At 31.4% G+C, this 18,948-nt stretch carries 11 protein-coding genes; 4 read left to right on the top strand and 7 right to left on the bottom strand.

The genetic code is table 11. The annotated features are described in order from the left end of the window. Nucleotides 1-97: 97 nt before the first annotated feature. From GGR97_RS05345 to GGR97_RS05360, 4 genes are all read right to left on the bottom strand, one after another. The gene (locus tag GGR97_RS05345) at nt 98-3,172 is read right to left on the bottom strand and encodes a hypothetical protein (protein WP_167897485.1); all 3,075 of its coding nucleotides are present in this window, start codon (nt 3,170-3,172) and stop codon (nt 98-100) included. A 166-nt stretch (nt 3,173-3,338) separates the two neighbouring features. After that, nucleotides 3,339-7,631: a T9SS type A sorting domain-containing protein gene (locus tag GGR97_RS05350; protein ID WP_167897486.1), complete on the bottom strand. Its 4,293-nt coding sequence runs from the start codon at nt 7,629-7,631 to the stop codon at nt 3,339-3,341. A gap of 191 nt (nt 7,632-7,822) precedes the next feature. Beyond that, nucleotides 7,823-10,210, bottom strand: coding sequence for a ribonucleoside-diphosphate reductase subunit alpha (locus tag GGR97_RS05355; RefSeq protein WP_167897487.1), 2,388 nt, complete (start codon nt 10,208-10,210; stop codon nt 7,823-7,825). Between the two features lie 99 nt (nt 10,211-10,309). Beyond that, nucleotides 10,310-11,281 (bottom strand): ribonucleotide-diphosphate reductase subunit beta, encoded by a 972-nt coding sequence (locus GGR97_RS05360; protein WP_167897488.1) that lies wholly within the window; start codon nt 11,279-11,281, stop codon nt 10,310-10,312. Between the two features lie 367 nt (nt 11,282-11,648). On the opposite strand from GGR97_RS05360, the gene GGR97_RS05365 reads away from it, so the two are divergent. Beyond that, nucleotides 11,649-12,920 (top strand): ribonucleotide-diphosphate reductase subunit beta, encoded by a 1,272-nt coding sequence (locus GGR97_RS05365; protein WP_167897489.1) that lies wholly within the window; start codon nt 11,649-11,651, stop codon nt 12,918-12,920. A 21-nt stretch (nt 12,921-12,941) separates the two neighbouring features. Beyond that, nucleotides 12,942-14,657, top strand: a complete 1,716-nt coding sequence (locus GGR97_RS05370; protein ID WP_167897490.1) for a ribonucleoside-diphosphate reductase subunit alpha — start codon at nt 12,942-12,944, stop codon at nt 14,655-14,657. Nucleotides 14,658-14,736: 79 nt separating this feature from the next. On the opposite strand, the gene GGR97_RS05375 is transcribed toward GGR97_RS05370, so the two are convergent. From GGR97_RS05375 to GGR97_RS05385, 3 genes are all read right to left on the bottom strand, one after another. Then, nucleotides 14,737-15,315 (bottom strand): DUF3109 family protein, encoded by a 579-nt coding sequence (locus GGR97_RS05375; RefSeq protein ID WP_167897491.1) that lies wholly within the window; start codon nt 15,313-15,315, stop codon nt 14,737-14,739. Between the two features lie 75 nt (nt 15,316-15,390). Beyond that, the gene (locus GGR97_RS05380; protein ID WP_167897492.1) at nt 15,391-16,140 is read right to left on the bottom strand and encodes a uroporphyrinogen-III synthase; all 750 of its coding nucleotides are present in this window, start codon (nt 16,138-16,140) and stop codon (nt 15,391-15,393) included. Between the two features lie 7 nt (nt 16,141-16,147). Beyond that, complete coding sequence (locus GGR97_RS05385) at nt 16,148-16,804, bottom strand: DUF4271 domain-containing protein (protein ID WP_167897493.1); 657 nt, start codon at nt 16,802-16,804, stop codon at nt 16,148-16,150. Between the two features lie 82 nt (nt 16,805-16,886). Here GGR97_RS05385 and GGR97_RS05390 point away from each other — a divergent pair, with 82 nt between their 5' ends. Both GGR97_RS05390 and GGR97_RS05395 read left to right on the top strand, forming a co-directional pair. Beyond that, nucleotides 16,887-17,606: a polyprenol monophosphomannose synthase gene (locus GGR97_RS05390; protein WP_167897608.1), complete on the top strand. Its 720-nt coding sequence runs from the start codon at nt 16,887-16,889 to the stop codon at nt 17,604-17,606. Between the two features lie 3 nt (nt 17,607-17,609). Next, nucleotides 17,610-18,947, top strand: coding sequence for a dihydroorotase (locus GGR97_RS05395; RefSeq protein WP_167897494.1), 1,338 nt, complete (start codon nt 17,610-17,612; stop codon nt 18,945-18,947). Nucleotide 18,948 lies beyond the last annotated feature (1 nt).

An 18,948-nucleotide genomic window follows, 5' to 3' on the forward strand; every position in this document is an offset into this window, starting at 1 on the left:
CCTATTTTATCTATAATTCACCAGCTATTTCTAGCTACAAAAAAAGCATCTGTAAAAAATTACAGATGCTTTTTAAATTTTATAGATGGCTATGTCTTTATAAAAACATTTTTTTTACTAAAACTCCTTCTTTACTTTCTATTTTTAGAATGATAATCTTAGAAGAAATTCCAAAAACATCAATGGAACTGGAGTTAGATGTTTTTACTGTTTTACCTGTAAAATCAATAATACTTAATCCTGTAATATTATATTCATCAGAAGAAACTGTAATTGTTTTTTGATGAACTTGCACATTTACTTTACTGGCATTTATCTTTTTGGTTGATAATTCTTTATCCTGTTTAAAAATCAAAGAGAATCTATCATTATAGACACCTGAAGTTAATGTTTTATTTACTTTTTGATTTTTTAACGACTCGCTAGTTGCTAACTCTTTGTCTTTTAAAAAGACTTCTTCATCAATATTGTTAGTACCGTCTAGCATAAACGCTACGTTACTGTCTTTTTCTAACACAACCTTTAAAGGAATTTCTGTTTCTTCGGACAAACTACCTGCACTAGCTAAAACATATTTATTTTTGTTGTGTTCTATATAAATATCTGTAGGATTTTCATCGTACAGTTCTGCATAATACCCTGGTTTACGATCTCCAAAACTATTTCCCTCTTTAAAGTTAACACCTATTTGTCTGTGGAATTTTGTAGCATCATCTACATTAAATTCAAATCCTAATCTTAAAGATGTGGTTTCATTTTGAGGTACAGGTTCCTCAGAAACAACAGGAGAACTTCCTGTTTCATTCTCTAATTCTGCTAGTAAAGATTCTAAATCATCACTACTTTCTTTTGTTTTTAATGTTTTTAATTTTGCTGTTTTAAAGAATTTTGAAGCACTTCCTATTTTTCGAATTACTCTTTGAGAATTCTTAAACTGAATTTTTCCTTTGATATCAGTTGGAGTACTTACCATAAACCCTTGTCCTACGGGAATATATCTTGTAGGTATTTTTCCTTCAAACTTTTCTCCATTTACAGTTACCGAAGCTGCAACTCCTCCTCCATATCTGGTATAAACTCCGTATCCTCCTTGATATTCTACCGTATAATGACTTTTACTTTTATCTTCGTAAAAGTACAAAGCATCTACAATATTACTATTATCGTCTAAAAATTTATTAGCATCCAAAGCACTAGGATAAGGGTTTCCTAACAAGCTAGTAGAATAACTACTTACTGTAAATTCATAATCTCCACTATTGGGAATTCCTTTGGCTACATAAGTTTGTGCCAACGTACCTGGTTCTTTAATAGCTAATCCTTGACCAATAGGAACAGCTCCTGTACTTCTCTCCATTTTCCAACTTCCATTGTTAAAATAGCTATTCATCCATTCAGTACTCATGGTTGTTTTGCTACTTTCTTGCACTCCGTCAGATTCCTTATCATCATAATAAAAGTTTGTTCCCAATAAGGGACTTATTCTTCCATCCTTTAAACTTTCTGAGAATGAATAATTTAATTTATTTTGACTTACAGGAGAACTTATATAACTATATGAATATATATTTTTAGCTGGTGGTGTAAAAGAAATATAAAAATTTGTTCCGGAGTTTTTATTTTCTCCAGAATGTGTTTGTATCAACTGACTACCGTCGGCCAAAATTAGTAAAGAATTTCTATCAGAATCAGCTATTACCACTTCTCCTTTAACCGTAACATTTGCTCCTGTTAAAATTAAACCTCCCCCGTATTGAATTTCTAATTTACTTGTACTAAAATCATTAAAAGACCTTGCAAGTCCTCTTTTAATTACAACATGAGAAAAAACATCTGAATCTGTTGGTTCCTTAGGACTCCATCCTCCATTACGGCTATCATACACATAAGTAATAGGGTACTGAAAAGTAAAATAATCTGCATCTTGTAAATCTACCCCTGTAAAAGTTGCCACTCCATTGGCAATACTAGCTGTATAAATATGATCTACAGTTTCAAAACCAGACTTAGATGAAACTAACATTTTAAAATCTGTTGGAGCTTTATCTGTTCCAAAATCTAAATCTGATAATTTGACACTTACCGTAACTGTACCTATATCTGCTTTATTATTTCCATTAGAGGTTCTTGATGAGGCAGCCCAAACAGCATTTAATCTTTTTGCTCCTGACACTTCTTCAAAAGAATAATCGTTTATTTTATTTTTCCCCCATATTAAATACTCATTTTTATCTAAATCACTAGGGTTACTTACTGCTATAATTCCTGTTCCTTTAGCAGAAGTACGAGAGTTATTATTGGTGTCTTTACCAATACCTGCAACATCATAATCATATCCTATATCATCACCTTTGTATACATCGTTAGCCTCTAAATCTATATCATATTTTGCTGATAAATAATTTTCTATTAAAATTTTATCTACAATCTCAGCATCAAAATCTTCTCTAGAATGAATTACTTCATAAATATTTTGCTTTATAGCTTTATTATGGGAAGTTCTATAATAATCCAAATCTCCAAACATAATACTCATATTTGAAGTCCATTTAAAATGATTGGAGTCTGAAATACTTGTTGTTGACTCTAAGGCACCGTTTTTATAAATTTTTAATTTATTATCAGCTGTTCTGCTAATAAAAGTTATGGTTGGTTTTAAATACTCTTTTACTTTTCCAAAAGAGTATTTTTTTGGAGAACCACTTGGAAAGTTAAATTCAAAATTCTTTCTGTTAGTACTTACTGATAATTCGTAACCACCGTTGGTTGAAAAAACTCTTCTTCCTTTAGCTGGATTGGATTCATTACTATTCCATACTAAAATAATAGTATGTGTACTTTGACTTATTTGTCCGTTAATAGGATCACTATATAATTTTTCTGCTTTGTTATCAAAAACAATAGCAGGCATACCGTTAGTATTATTTGCTTCAAATTTAGGAGTTTTGCTGGGACCATGCGGTGTATACAAGTTTCCCTTTCCTGACAAGTCAGACCATTGAAGTCCTACACTGTTAAGATTACTAATATCTACATCTTTGTCTGCTCTTAACCAAATCATATAATCTGAACCGTTTGAGGCAGTAGAACCTACACCTCCTGGACCTAAGTCTTGAGCACGAACACCTATTACCATTAAAAGAAACATACTTATACTTAGAAAAAACTTCATTCTTATTAATTTTTTGTCAATGCAAAAGTACTAAAAAGATAACATTTATCAATATTAAATAAACTTAACATATGTTGCTTTCTGCAAAAAAAAAGAATACTACCTATATAAAAAAAAGCATCTGTAAAATTACAGATGCTTTTGATTTTTAAATATTTAAGAAAATTTATATGGATATTTTTTTTATTAAAACTCCTTGTTTACTTTCTACTTTTAATATAATCATATTAGAAGATACTCCCGAAATATTGATTGAGTTGGTATTAGACGTTTTAATCGTTTTACCTGTAAAATCAATAATACTTAATCCTGTAATATTATATTCATCAGAAGAAACTGTAATTATTTTTTGATAAACTTGCACATTTACTTTATTGGCATTTATTTTTTTAGTTGATAATGCTTCATCCTGTTGAAAGGTTAAAGAGAATCTATCATTATAAACACCTGAAGTTAATGTTTTTGTAATCACATTTCCTTTTAAAGGTAATGTTGTTTCCTCTACATTATCTTTTAAATACACTTCATCAACTCCCTCGCTATCATCTAACATAAACGACACCTCTTTATCTTCGTCTAAAACAACTTTGATCGGAATTTCTGTTTCTTCTGAAATTGCAGAAGCACTAGCCAATACATATTTTTTACCTCCTGCTTCTATAAATGCATCTTTTCCTCTTTCATCAAACAAACCTGCATCGTATCCAAAATCAAATGTTTCTAAATCATTTCCTTCTTTAAAACTTACACCTATTTGTCTGTGATATAAATTATTATTTACTTCCATTTCAACTCCTAAACGGATTGATGGCAAAACATCTCTGTTTTTTTCTAAATTCTTTAAACTGTTTTGCTTAAAAAACACAGATGAATTTCCTAATACTGCCGACACTCTTTGTGAATTCTTAAACACAACAGAAGTAGTCGTCGCTCCAGGAACATCTTCTTCTATGGACACAAAGAAACCTTGTCCTACAGGTATATTTACTTCTGGAGTTATTGTCCCTGCAAAAGAACCACCATTATAAGCAGTAGAAGAAGCCGCAACTCCACCTCCGTTTAAGGTGTACACAGCATACCCTGCTTGATAATCTTCGGAATAATGATTGATACTTTGATCTTCATAAAAATACAAGGCATCTACACTAGAATTGTCTGTTAAAAATATATCTGAATTTAATGCACTTGGATATGGGTTTCCTAATAAAGCTACCGAATTTTCTGCCACAGTAAAACTATATTCTCCTGCATTAGGAATTCCTTTAGAAATATAAGTTTGCGCTGTAGTTCCTGGCTCCTTAATAGTAAAACCTAATCCTGTAGCAACGTTGCTAGATGGTGACTGTAGTACAAAACCTGAAGCAACACTCGGATAGGTATGCAACCACTCTTCACTTAAAGTTGTAGAACTCGCTGACTGAACACCATCACTGTTTACATCATCAAAAACAAAATTAGCTCCATCGTTTGTTATTGTTAATGCATTAGAACCTCTACCATCCTTTATGTTGGTACTAAAATTATAGGTAGTCCCATTACTTGCTGATGGACTTATATACGAGAACGAATACACATTTTTTGCTGGGGTTGTAAACTGATTGTAGAAACCAGAACCTGTATTAGGATTGGTTGTTATCAATCCGTTAGGATCTTGTACCAATTGAGCCGTACCTAACATTTTAAGTTTTCCGCTAGTATTTAATGTTATTCCTTTTGTAACTGTTAATGTTCTTGCTGTAGCCATCGCTAAAACACTGCTATTTGCAACATTCACTGAATTTACTTCTACATCGTTATTTACAGTAACACTTCCACTCACTACTCTTAAATCAAAACAATCATCACTTGTATTGGGTGCGCTAGAACCAGATCTAGAAGCTAAGGGATGATTCCAAGAACCATCATACACAATAGTATTAGCCAATTGCAATGTAAAATAATCTTCATCTGCAAAATCAACACCTGTTGCACTTATTTTTCCATCAGATAAAGTCATTTCAATTTGTTGTGATGGTGAACTAAAATCTGAGTTGTTATCGATAATCAACACATAATTTACACAACCATCAGACACATCTGTAGTAATATTTAAATCCGATGCTGTAAAGCTAACATCTACAGTTCCTACACTTCCACCACTTTCATCAACTCTCCATTTAGTTGTTAGTCTGTCTACATAATTACTAGAGGTTAGTGTATTAAAGCTAAATGTTGAGTTAATCTCATCACAAGCCCATAACATATATTCCCCAACATCTAAATCAGAGGCATTCTTTATTCTAACAGGCCCTGTTCCTTTAGCATCTAAATTATAGTCAGTAGCTGTCTCTCTACCAATACCAGCCAAATGATGATCAAATAAACCAGAACCATTATCGTAGCTATATTTATCATTAGAGCTTAAACTAATATTATACTTGGCACTTAAATAGTTATGTAATATTATTTTTTGAGTTTCGTTAATATTTTTGTTAAACATTAACACCTCTGCTAAGTCTAATCCTAAAAACTTACCGTTACCTCTATTTACACCTAGCTTAATATTATTAAAGCCAGCCATATTTGTTGCGTTTGTTAAAGATGTTCCTGTTTGTTGAGAAACTCCATCAATATAAGTATCAAGTGTATTGTCTAGATTTCTACTAAATCCTAAAATATTATTAGATTCTGTAAAAGAATAGTCTCCTAAGCTTATATTACCTGAACCAACTGATTTTATATAAAAATTAGCATCATTAGAATATGATATTTGAAGAGAACCACTATTACTTCCATTACTATTTGAAAACAAAGAGGCATTACCTTCTTTAGCTTCATTGTTTTTCCAGACAAAATACATATCGTAAGAACTGTCTGTAAAATCATTGATATCAAAAATCATAGCATCTGCAACACCATCTAAGGTTAACACATCATAATTATTAATTTGATTCGCTCCAAATTCTGGATTGGTAGAATTAGGTGTTAATGAATAAGTACTTACACCATTATGCAAATAACCCGATTGATCTGCCCAAGCAGTAATCTCTCCTGACGAAGACGTTACTCCTGTATCTGGTCGTAACCACATATACATAGCACCTCCATCTACAGAACCAATTCCTCCGGGTCCTTCAAAACCAGCAACTCCTTTGTCTACTGGATCTCCTCCTCCTGTTCCTGATGTTCCAAAATAATAAGGAGTTGCATCGTTACTTGCTATAGTTATATAATCATTATCTGAAATATCTACATTTTCAAAAACTGCAATCCCTGTAGAACTATTATAACTAGAGGCATTATAAACAGTTGTTCCTGTAACAAAATCAGTATCATCATCCACTAATAATTTTAAACCAGAGCTTGTAAAATTAGCTTTGTTTGCCGAGAAACTTAAGTCCATAGTTACGGTTACTGTACCTAAATCATTTCTTTTACTAGCTCTCCATAACCTAGACAATCTATTTTTTAACCCTGATGGTAAATTAGATTCTTCATCTATAGTTACAGAAACATTGTTGTGTCCTATAAATAAATATTCATCATTACTTAATGATGACGGGTTACTTAATCCTAACGCTCCTGTTCCCTGTGCACTAACACTATTAGAACCATTTGTTGCTTGTCCAATTCCTACTACATCAAAATCAAAATTTCCGTTTGCAGAATTATCCTCGTTGTAAAAATCATTTGTAATAGCAATAGCATACTTAGCGCTTAAATAATTACTTACTATAATTCTTTCTGCTATATTTAAAGTGTATTTGTAGTGAATAATTTCTGCTACATTTGATTCTAAATGCTTAGAACTTTCTCCTAAATAATTAACTCCAATTCTAAATCTTGTTCCTAAATCATATGATCGACTTCCAGATGATAAATTATGATTTGATCTTATTACTGATTCATTTCTATAGATATCTAGTGTATTATTAGAATTTCTAAAGGCATTAAATATTACTGGGTTACTATAGTTAGTAAGAGATTCAATAGTAGTATTATCTTGTCCATAATACCATAAATTATTGTTATAGGTATCAAAATTAAACCCACCAGAACCAAAACTACCTGACATTGAATATATTGCAGATTCATTAACAGGACTTGTTGTTTCTATATCCCAAACAATAAATAATGTATGACTTGGATCCGTAATATCACTAAAAGTAGAAGAGTTTAACTCATCTCCACTAGTTCCGTTTATCCCATCAAAATCTATGATAGGCATATTGTTATAAGCACTAGAACTAGCTACATAAGCAGGTCTTTGATTAAAACTTGGAGCTGTTACATTGGTTCCGTTTCCAGATTGATCTGCCCAAGAACTTACTCCCGAAGATTGCGTTACTCCTGTATCTGCTTTTAACCACAAATACATATCAGAACCATTTGTATTTCCAATACCTCCTGGTCCTTGTTGAGCAAAGAGACATAAAGAAAGTAAACAAAACACTGTTGTTATTTTTGTTTGTAGTAGCATATTTTTCCTTTTAAAATACAAAATTAACTGATTAATACTCAATAAACGATAACATATGTTTAAAACGATAACATATGTTAATTTAATAAAAAAACATTCCATTTTTCATCAAACTCATAAACCTAGCAACAAAAAAACGGTTGCTCTGTAATAAAGCAACCGTTTTTTGTTTTGTATATTATATAAAAATCTTAAGACCCACACATTTCACAATCATCTGGATTTTCTTTAGAATTTAAAACCATGGCTTTAAATTCTTCTGCTGTCATTGGAGCATCTTCTACTACTTTTTTCTTTTCGTTAGACAACGTAAATTTAATTGCATTTACTGCCGACTTTGTTCTTAAATAATACATTCCTGTTTTTAATCCAGATTTCCAAGCATAAAAGTGCATTGATGTTAATTTAGAGTAATTAGCATCTTCCATAAACAAGTTTAAAGACTGAGATTGATCTATAAAATATCCTCTCTGACGAGACATATCAATAATATCTTTCATACTTAACTCCCAAACCGTTTTGTATAATTCTTTTAAGTCTTGAGGAATTTCTTCAATATGCTGAATAGAACCATTGGCTCTCATCAACTCTTCTTTTAAAGCATTGTTCCACAATCCTAATTCAACTAAATCTTCTAACAGATGCTTGTTTACTACAATAAACTCACCTGACAATACTCTACGTGTGTAAATATTAGAGGTATAAGGTTCAAAAGCTTCGTTATTTCCTAAAATTTGAGAAGTAGATGCTGTTGGCATTGGAGCGACTAACAATGAGTTACGAACACCATTTTTCATTACTTTTTCTCTTAAAGCTTTCCAGTCCCAACGACCACTTAAATCTTCATCGTTTACTCCCCACATATTGTATTGGAACTCTCCTTTAGACATTGGAGAACCTTCAAAAGTAGAATAAGCTCCTTTTTTTACAGCAATTTCCATAGATGATTCTACAGCTGCAAAATATAAAGTTTCAAAAATATCTTTATTCAATTGCTTAGCCTCATCAGAGGTAAACGGCATACGTAACATAATAAAAGCATCCGCCAATCCTTGAATCCCCAATCCTACCGGACGGTGTCTCATGTTAGAATTTTCTGCTTCTTTTACAGGATAATAGTTTCTATCAATAACCGTATCTAGGTTTCTAGTTATTTTTTTAACTACCTTATAAAAATGCTGATGATTAAAGAATTTTTCTCCTTTATCATTGGTTTCCACAAACATTGGAATAGAAACAGAAGCCAAGTTACATACTGCAACTTCGTCTTTAGCTGTGTATTCCATAATTTCTGTACACAAGTTAGAAGAACGAATGACTCCTAAATTCTTTTGATTGGATTTACGGTTTGCTGCATCTTTATACAACATATAAGGATTTCCTGTCTCTATTTGAGACTCCAACACCTTTTCCCATAATTCACGAGCTTTAATGGTTTTACGTCCTTTTCCTTGTGCTTCGTAACTAGTATACAACGCTTCAAACTCATCTCCGTAGGTATCATATAAACCAGGACATTCGTTAGGACACATTAACGTCCATTCCCCGTTTTCTTCTACACGCTTCATAAATAAATCAGAAATCCACAAAGCCAAGAACAAGTCTCTTGCTCTTTTTTCTTCTGCTCCTGTATTTTTTCTTAAATCTAAAAACTCAAAAATATCTGCATGCCAAGGCTCTATATAAATAGCAAAAGAACCTTTACGTTTTCCTCCTCCTTGATCTACATAGCGTGCTGTATCGTTATATACTTTTAACATCGGAACAATTCCGTTAGAAGTTCCGTTAGTACCACGAATGTAAGAACCTGTAGCTCTAATATTATGAATAGATAAACCAATACCTCCTGCTGATTGAGATATTTTTGCTGTTTGTTTTAACGTATCATAAATACCATCAATACTATCATCTTGCATTTGTAATAAAAAACAAGAAGACATTTGAGGTTTTGGCGTACCTGAGTTAAATAATGTTGGAGTTGCATGAGTAAAGAATTTTTTACTCATTAAGTTATAGGTTTCAATAGCTTCTTCAATATCATCTAAATGAATACCAATAGACACACGCATTAACATTTGCTGTGGACGTTCAGCAATTTCTCCGTTAATTTTTAATAAATAAGAACGCTCTAAAGTTTTAAAACCAAAATAATCGTAGTTAAAGTCTCTATCGTAAACAATGGAAGAATCTAGTAATGCTGAATTTTTCTCTATCACATTAAATACTTCATCAGACAACAAAGGAGATTTTAAACCTGTACGTGGGTTTACATACTCATACAATGCTTTCATAGTTGCTGAAAAAGATTTTTCTGTATTCTTATGTAGGTTAGAAACAGAAATTCTAGCAGCTAATTTTGCGTAATCAGGATGTGCGGTTGTTAAAGTTGCTGCAATTTCGGCAGCCAAGTTATCTAATTCTGATGTAGTTACACCATCATACAAACCTTCAATCACTCGCATTGCTACTTTTACTGGATCTACCAAAGGGTTTAATCCGTAACAAATTTTTCTAATTCTTGCTGTGATTTTGTCAAACATCACAGACTCTTTGTGTCCATCTCTTTTGATTACGTACATCGTCTTAAAGTTTTATTAGTTTATAGAGAATAATATCCTAACAACACGGCAAAATGCAGTACTGCAAAACATTAAAATATTTTTTATATTTACTTTTTCCTAGAAATCAGCATCAAAGCTAATTTCTCCAGTTCCACCAGATTTTACTCCAGCTTTTTGATATTCAGAAACTCTTTTTTCAAAGAAATTTGTTTTTCCTTCTAAAGAAATCATATCCATAAAATCAAATGGGTTTTCTGAATTGTATACTTTTTCACATTCAAACTCCACCAACAATCTATCGGTAACAAATTCTAAATATTGACTCATCAACTTAGAATTCATTCCAATTAAACTTACAGGTAAAGATTCTGTAATAAATACTTTTTCTATATCTAAAGCATCGGTAATAATTTCTTTAATACGATCTTTAGGAACTTTGTTTACAATGTGTTTGTTGTGTAAATGCACTGCAAAATCACAGTGTAATCCTTCGTCACGAGAAATTAACTCGTTAGAAAATGTTAAACCTGGTAATAAACCTCTTTTTTTCATCCAGAAAATAGCACAAAAACTTCCTGAAAAGAAGATTCCTTCTACCGCTGCAAATGCAATTAATCGCTCTGCAAAAGATTCAGATTCTATCCATTTTAAAGCCCAATCCGCTTTTAACTTAATGGCTGGAAAATATTCTATGGCTTTAAATAACTTATTTTTTTCTACTTCATTCTTTACATATGTATCTATTAATAAAGAATACACCTCTGAATGAATGTTTTCCATCATAATTTGAAAACCGTAGAAAAACTTAGCTTCTGCATATTGAACTTCGCTTACAAAATTCTCTGCTAAATTCTCGTTTACAATACCATCAGAAGCCGCAAAAAATGCTAAAATATGTTTGATAAAATAACGTTCGTCATCATTTAATTTATTCTCCCAATCTACAACATCTTGGTGCAAATCAATTTCTTCAGCAGTCCAAATACTAGCTTCTTGTTTTTTATACCACTCCCAAATATCTTGGTGTTGTATTGGAAAAATTACAAATCTATTTGGGTCATCTTGTAAAATTGGTTCTATTTGAGACATCTTTATTCTTGTATATAAATTAGTTAGCATTTTTTGACACCTAACAAAGATTATAAAAAATAGTCTTAAAAGAAAGATATACTTTTCCACAAAGAGTTAAAGTTCTTAACAATTATATTTGAAAAAATAGTTCTGATTTGAGTATAAAATAACTTTTTTTCTGCAAACTTTAGGTGCAAAAATTGACTAATAATCCATTTTATTTTTCTTCACTTAAAAATGTTAAAAACTAATTTTATTTTCTCTCAAAAGCAACAATATCAACACCTAACAAGCTAGTTTAAATTGTGAATATCTAAATCTTGTAAACTCTTCTAAATATCTATTTATTCAATAATTTTGTAGGTCACAAAAATCCGCAATTGTAATGATATCAAAAGTCATAAAAAGAGACCATACCACCACCGATTTTAAAATTTCTAAAATAAGCAGTGCTATTTATGCATCTATGAAATCTGTTAATACAGGGTCTTTCACAGAGGCAAACTCTATAGCTATTAGAGTATCGGAAAAATTAAATATTCGATCCCAAGAAACAAAATACTACACTCCTACCGTTGAAGATATTCAAGATTTGGTAGAAGCAGAGTTAATGCATAGTGAATTTACAGAAGTTGCTAAATCTTACATTTTATATAGAAACGAACAAAAAAGAAAACGTAAGAAAAATGTTTTTGAAAAAAGGTTAAACTTAAAACCTTATGAATATCCTGAGTTAAACGAGTACGTTGATGCAATTAGACACTCTTATTGGATTCATACAGAATTTAACTTTACTAGCGATATCCAAGATTTTAAATCTAGATTAAATCCTATAGAAAAAAGTGCCATTAAAAATACCATGTTGGCTATTTCTCAGATAGAGGTTGCTGTAAAAAACTTTTGGGGAGATTTACATCATAAAATGCCTAAACCAGAAATTGGTGCCGTAGGAGCTACTTTTGCAGAAAGTGAAGTAAGACATCATGATGCTTATTCTCACTTGTTAGAAATTTTAGGATTAAACGAAGAGTTTAACAATCTTAAAAAGAATCCAAGTATTATGAAAAGGGTTCATTATTTAGAAAAATCTTTAACCAATTCTAAAAGCAGCAATAACAAAGAATACACAGAGGCTATTTTATTATTTTCTTTATTTATAGAACACGTTTCTTTATTCTCTCAGTTCTTAATTATCATGGCTTTTAACAAGCACAAAAACATGTTAAAAGGAATTTCTAATGCTGTAGAAGCTACTTCTAAAGAAGAGCAAATACACGGAGATTTTGGAATTGATTTACTTAAAATTATCAAAGAAGAAAACCCAGAATGGTTTACAGAAGATTTTGAGCAAATGATTCAATTAATTTGCGCAGAAGCATATCAAGCAGAAACAGGTGTTGTAAACTGGATTTTTGAAAACGGAGAATTAGACTTTTTACCTGTTAACGTAATTAATGAATTCATTAAAAACCGCTTTAACAAATCTCTTGAAAGTATTGGAATTGGCTCCATCTTTAAAATTGATAAAAAATTACTAGCCGAAACGGAATGGTTTGATGATGAAATTATAGGAACCAAACATGGTGATTTCTTTGTAAAACGCTCTATTAATTATAGCAAAAGAACACGTAGTATTACTAAAGACGATTTATTTTAAGCCCCTCAAAACTCAAATATCATGATAGATATCAATACAGAAAATACAATAAAAAAAGAAACTGAATTTGAATGGCTTACAGATCATAGTAGACATTTTTTAGGTGCAGGTTATCTTTTAGAAGGTGTTAGCCCAGAAGAACGTATTAGAGAAATAGCAGAACACGCAGAAAAAATATTAAAGTTAGATGGATTTGCAGACAAGTTTTACTACTACATGTCTCAAGGATACTATTCTTTAGCCTCTCCTGTATGGTCTAACTTTGGTAAAAAAAGAGGATTGCCTATTAGCTGTTTTGGATCTCACGTAGCCGATGATATAGGAGACATTTTATATGCTCAATCTGAAGCCGGAATGATGTCTAAACTAGGCGGAGGAACTTCTGGTTACTTTGGTAAATTAAGACCACGTGGATCGGCAATTAAAAACAACGGAAAATCTTCAGGAGCTGTACACATGATGCAACTTTTTGAAACCATGGTAGACGTTGTAAGTCAAGGTTCTGTTAGAAGAGGACGTTTTGCTCCTTACTTAGATATAGAACATGCAGATATTATGGAGTTCTTAGAAATTGGTACCGAAGGAAATCCTATTCAAGAATTAACACACGGAGTTTGTGTGGGTAACGATTGGATGCAAGAAATGATTGATGGTGACGAACAAAAAAGAACCGTTTGGGCTAAAGTTTTACAAAGAAGATGTGAAATAGGATACCCTTATGTTTTCTTTAAAGATAATGCTAACAACGGTACTGTAGATGTTTATAAAGACAAAGGTCATACTATTTATGGTAGTAACTTATGTTCTGAAATTATGCTACCTACCAACGATGATTGGTCTTTTGTATGTGTGCTTTCTTCTGTAAACATTTTACATTACGACAAATGGAAAGATACAGATGCTGTAGAGACTATGGTGTACTTTTTAGATGCCGTATTAGAAGAATTTATTACCAAACTAGAAGATTATAGAGATTCTGAAAACAAAGACGATCAATTAGTTTTCCATTTTATGGAAAAAGCTTACAATTTCTCTAAAGAGAATCGTGCTTTAGGTTTGGGAGTTTTAGGATGGCACTCTTTCTTACAATCCAAAAATTTAGCTTTTGATTCTCAGGAAGCGTATAACTACAATTCTGAGATCTTTAAACTAATTAAAGAAAGATCTTACAAAGCATCTGAAGAGATGGCTAAATTATATGGAGAACCAGAAGTTCTAAAAGGATATGGTCGTAGAAACACAACCTTAAATGCCATTGCTCCTACTACTTCTTCTGCATTTATTTTAGGACAAGTATCTCAGGGAATAGAACCTATTTGGTCTAACTGTTATGTAAAAGATATTGCGAAAGTTAAAACCACTATCAAAAACAAATACCTTGAAGATCTTTTAGAAACAAAAGGTAAAAACACCAAAGACGTGTGGTTAAGTATTAGAGATAGAGATGGATCTGTACAACACTTAGACTTCTTAACAACAGAAGAAAAAGATGTATTTAAGACTTATTCAGAACTAGATCAACTTTCTATTATTTATCAGGCTGCCAATAGACAAAACCATATAGATCAAGGACAATCTATCAACATTATGGTACACCCAGAAATGCCTATTAAAGACTTAAATAAAATACATACAACCGCATGGGAATTAGGAGTAAAATCTCTTTATTACCAACACAGCATGAACGCTGCTCAAAAATTTAAGCAGAAAAAAGAATGTACTAGCTGCGAAGGTTAGGAAATAATTTTTACATAAAAAAGGCTCAAATTTTAAAATTTGAGCCTTTTTTACTTTTATAGAATAAAACACTTTGTGTTTATTGTTTTTGTTTTTTCCACTCTTCTGCAACTTTTTCTAACTCCATATACCAATTTTCTCCAAACTTTAAAATCAGTGCATTTTTTAAGAATTTATACACAGGAACTTGTAGTTCTTTTCCTAACGTACAGGCATCATCACAAATATCCCAAGTATTGTAATTTACTGCAGAAAATTCTGAATAATCTTGTACTCGTATAGGATACAAATGGCAAGAAATTGGTTTTTTCCAATCTACCAAACCTTTGTTATAAGCCTGCTCTATTCCACAAGAGGTAACTCCTTTATCATCAAAAGTAACAAAAGCACATTCTTTATTATTTACCAAAGTAGTTTCGTGCTCACCAAACTTAGATGTAGTATACGTTCCTTGCGCTTCTATAGCCGCTACTCCTTCTGGTCTTAAAAGGTGTTTAATTTTAGGATATACCTCGTTCAACTTTTCTATCTCTTCATCTAAAACGGGGGCTCCAGCATCACCTGCTACACAACATTCTCCTTTACATGCAGAAATATTACACACAAAATCTTTTTCTAAAACCTCTTCAGAAACAATTGTTTTTCCTATTTGAAACATAACTTAATTATTATAAGATAAAAAAAGAGCCTATTTAAAATAGGCTCTTTTTAATATATTCACAAAAATATAAAATTATTTTTTGTTTACTTCTTTTATATACTTCTCAATAGCCATAGTCATAGACGGACTCTCTGGTGAAGGTGCAGCAATATCAACTTTTAAACCAGCCTCAGTAGCTGCTTTTACTGTTGAATTTCCATAAACTGCTATTCTAGTATTATTTTGTTTAAACTCTGGAAAGTTTTTAAACAAAGACTGAATTCCTGATGGGCTAAAGAACACCAACACATCATAAAACACATCTTCTAAGTCAGACAAATCACTAGTTACAGTTCTATACAAATCAGCTCTTTTCCATGTAATTCCCATCTCATTTAAAGCTTCAGGAATTGCATCCTTTAACTTATCAGATGATGGCAACAAGAATTTTTCTGATTTGTGCTTTTTAATCACTTCACATAATTCAGGAAAATGTCTTTTACCAACATAAATTTTACGTTTTCTGTATACTACATATTTTTGCAAATAATAAGCTACAGCTTCTGATTGGCAAAAATACTTTAATTCGTTAGGATCCTTGTAACGCATTTCTTCTGCAATTCTAAAGAAATGATCTACAGCGTTTCTACTTGTTAAAATAATAGCAGAATACTTACTTAAATCAATTTTCTGATTACGTACGTCTCTTACCGTTAATGCCTCAACATGTATAAAAGACCTAAAGTCAACTTTAACTTTCTGTTTTTCTGATAATATTGAAAATGGAGACAGTTGATCTGATTTAGGTTCTGGTTGAGATACCAATATTGTTTTTACTTTCATCTTTTTCTTACTCTATATAGCCCTTAAACAAATAAATAAACGGGAATATTTCTAGGGTGCAAAGATACAAAATAATATAAAACAATCTGCCCGACATCAAGTTTTTATTATTACTTAACAATGCTATAAGCCTAATAAAATATAAAACTAAAGCACTAATCAACAAAACATTAGAGAACCAACTTTGATGATTTAAGTGTAAAAAATCGTAAAAAACCAAGACATACAAAACCAAGAATATAGATGCTAAATAGCTGGTTTCCAGTATTAACATTTGTTTACAGTGTTTCTTTTTGTTAGAAAATTGGTACAAAAATTCTGAAACTAAATATTTCACAAAACCATAGACAACACTCCCTAAAAGTGCCCCAAAATAAAGAGGAATAAAATTTGTAAATATTTCTACATCATTATACAATAAAGGCATCAAAAACAAGGCTAAAAGCGTAGAAATGAAACCAAAACCAAAAACATGATACATAGAAACATTTGAAACTACATCTGTAGAATAGGCATAAAAGTACTGGTTAGAACTAAAAACTCTAAAAAGCAATTTGGTTCTTTTTAAATCTACCATACACATTAAAAACACAAAAACTAAAGGCAACAACAATACTATTCCAACTTGTGTATAGTAAGTAAAATCTATTATTTCTCCAATCATGCTAAATCTGTGTAAAAGGGTATAAATGTTGCTGTAAAATTAGGAATAAAAAAACGTAAATTTGGCAAAACAAAATTCAAGTATGCACCAAGCGTTAATTATTATCCCTACACTTAATGAAGTTGAAAACATCAATTCCATTATAGCAGCTGTGTTTAATATTGATGCTACTTATCATATATTAATTGTAGATGATAATTCTACAGATGGTACTATACAAGTTGTAAAAGAACTACAAAACACTTACAAACATTTATATTTAGAAATACGAACCAAAGAAAGAGGACTTGGAAAAGCCTACATACACGGTTTTTTGTGGGCTTTAAAAAGAAAATATGATTACGTTTTAGAAATGGATGCAGATTTTTCTCACAATCCTAAAGACTTACCTAGATTGATAAATGCTTGTGAACAAGGTGCAGATTTAGCTATTGGATCTAGATACATTAACAACAAGATTAATGTAATTAATTGGGATTTTAAAAGATTGATACTTTCTTATTTTGCCTCTAAATACGTTAAATTTGTAACCGGAATACCTGTATTTGATACAACTGCTGGATTTATTTGCTACAAAAGAAGAGTTTTAGAAAGTATTGATTTTAGCAATATTAGATTTACAGGATATGCCTTTCAAATAGAAATGAAATTTAAGGCATGGTTACGCAACTTTTCTATCAAAGAAGTAGCCATTATATTTACCGATAGAACCAAAGGAACTTCAAAATTAGACAGCTCTATTATTAGTGAAGCTATTTTTGGAGTGATTAAAATGAAATTTAAAGGACTGACAAAAAAATAAATTATGGGATGTACTGTTATTAAGGGTGCTAAAATTATTAACGAAGGAAAAATCTTTAAACGTGATCTTTTGATTGAAAACGAAATCATCAAAACCATTGCTAAAGACATTAAAATTCCTAGAAGCGCAACCGTTATAGAAGCAAAAGGTAAATTTTTATTACCCGGAGCTATTGATGACCAAGTACATTTTAGAGAACCAGGTTTAACACACAAAGCCAACATAGCTACAGAAAGTAGAGCTGCTGCTGCTGGAGGAATTACTACATTTATAGAAATGCCTAACACAGTACCACAGGCTACTACTCAAGAATTGTTAGAAGATAAATTTACCATTGCATCTAAAGACTCTTACATCAACTATTCTTTTATGTTTGGTGGAACTAACGATAACTTGGATGAGTTATTAAAAACAGATCCTAAAAAAGTAGCCGGAATTAAATTATTCTTAGGTTCATCTACAGGAAATATGTTGGTAGATAACCCAGAAGTGTTAGAAAAAATATTTTCTTCTACAGACATGGTTATTTCAGTTCACTGTGAAGATGAAGAAACCATTAAAGCAAACATGCAAAAAGCTTTAGAAGAATTTGGAGAAGACATTCCAATTGCACAACACCCTATTATTAGAAGTGCAGAGGCTTGTTACCTATCATCTTCAAAAGCGATTGAATTGGCTAAAAAAACAGGAGCTAGATTGCATATTTTCCACTTATCAACAGCAATTGAAACTGAATTATTTAGAAATGACATTCCTTTAAAAGACAAAAAAATAACTTCGGAAGTTTGTGTACATCACCTAAATTTTAACAGTGATGATTATGCTAAAAAAGGAACATTCATCAAATGGAATCCAGCAGTAAAAACTAAAAATGATCAAGGAGCTTTATGGAAAGCTTTATTAGATGATAGAATTGATGTAATTGCAACAGACCATGCTCCTCACACTTTAGAAGAAAAGCAAAATAGCTATACCAAAGCACCAAGTGGAGGTCCTTTAGTGCAGCATGCCTTACCAGCTATGTTAAACTTTGTTGATCAAGGTAAAATAACTATTGAAAAAGTTGTTGAAAAAATGTGTCACAACCCTGCTATTTTATTCGACATTGAAAAACGAGGTTTTGTAAAAGAAGGCTATTATGCAGATTTAGTATTGGTAGATTTAGACAGAAAATGGACGGTAAACAAAGACAACATTTTATACAAATGTGGATGGAGTCCTTTTGAAGGAACAACTTTTAGCAGCTCTATTACTCATACTTTTGTAAACGGGAATTTAATTTACAACAAAGGAGTTTTTAACGATGAACTAAAAGGAAAACGAATTACTTTTAATAGATAAT

It is taken from the genome of Wenyingzhuangia aestuarii (assembly GCF_011927765.1).
Lineage (GTDB): Bacteria > Bacteroidota > Bacteroidia > Flavobacteriales > Flavobacteriaceae > Wenyingzhuangia > Wenyingzhuangia aestuarii.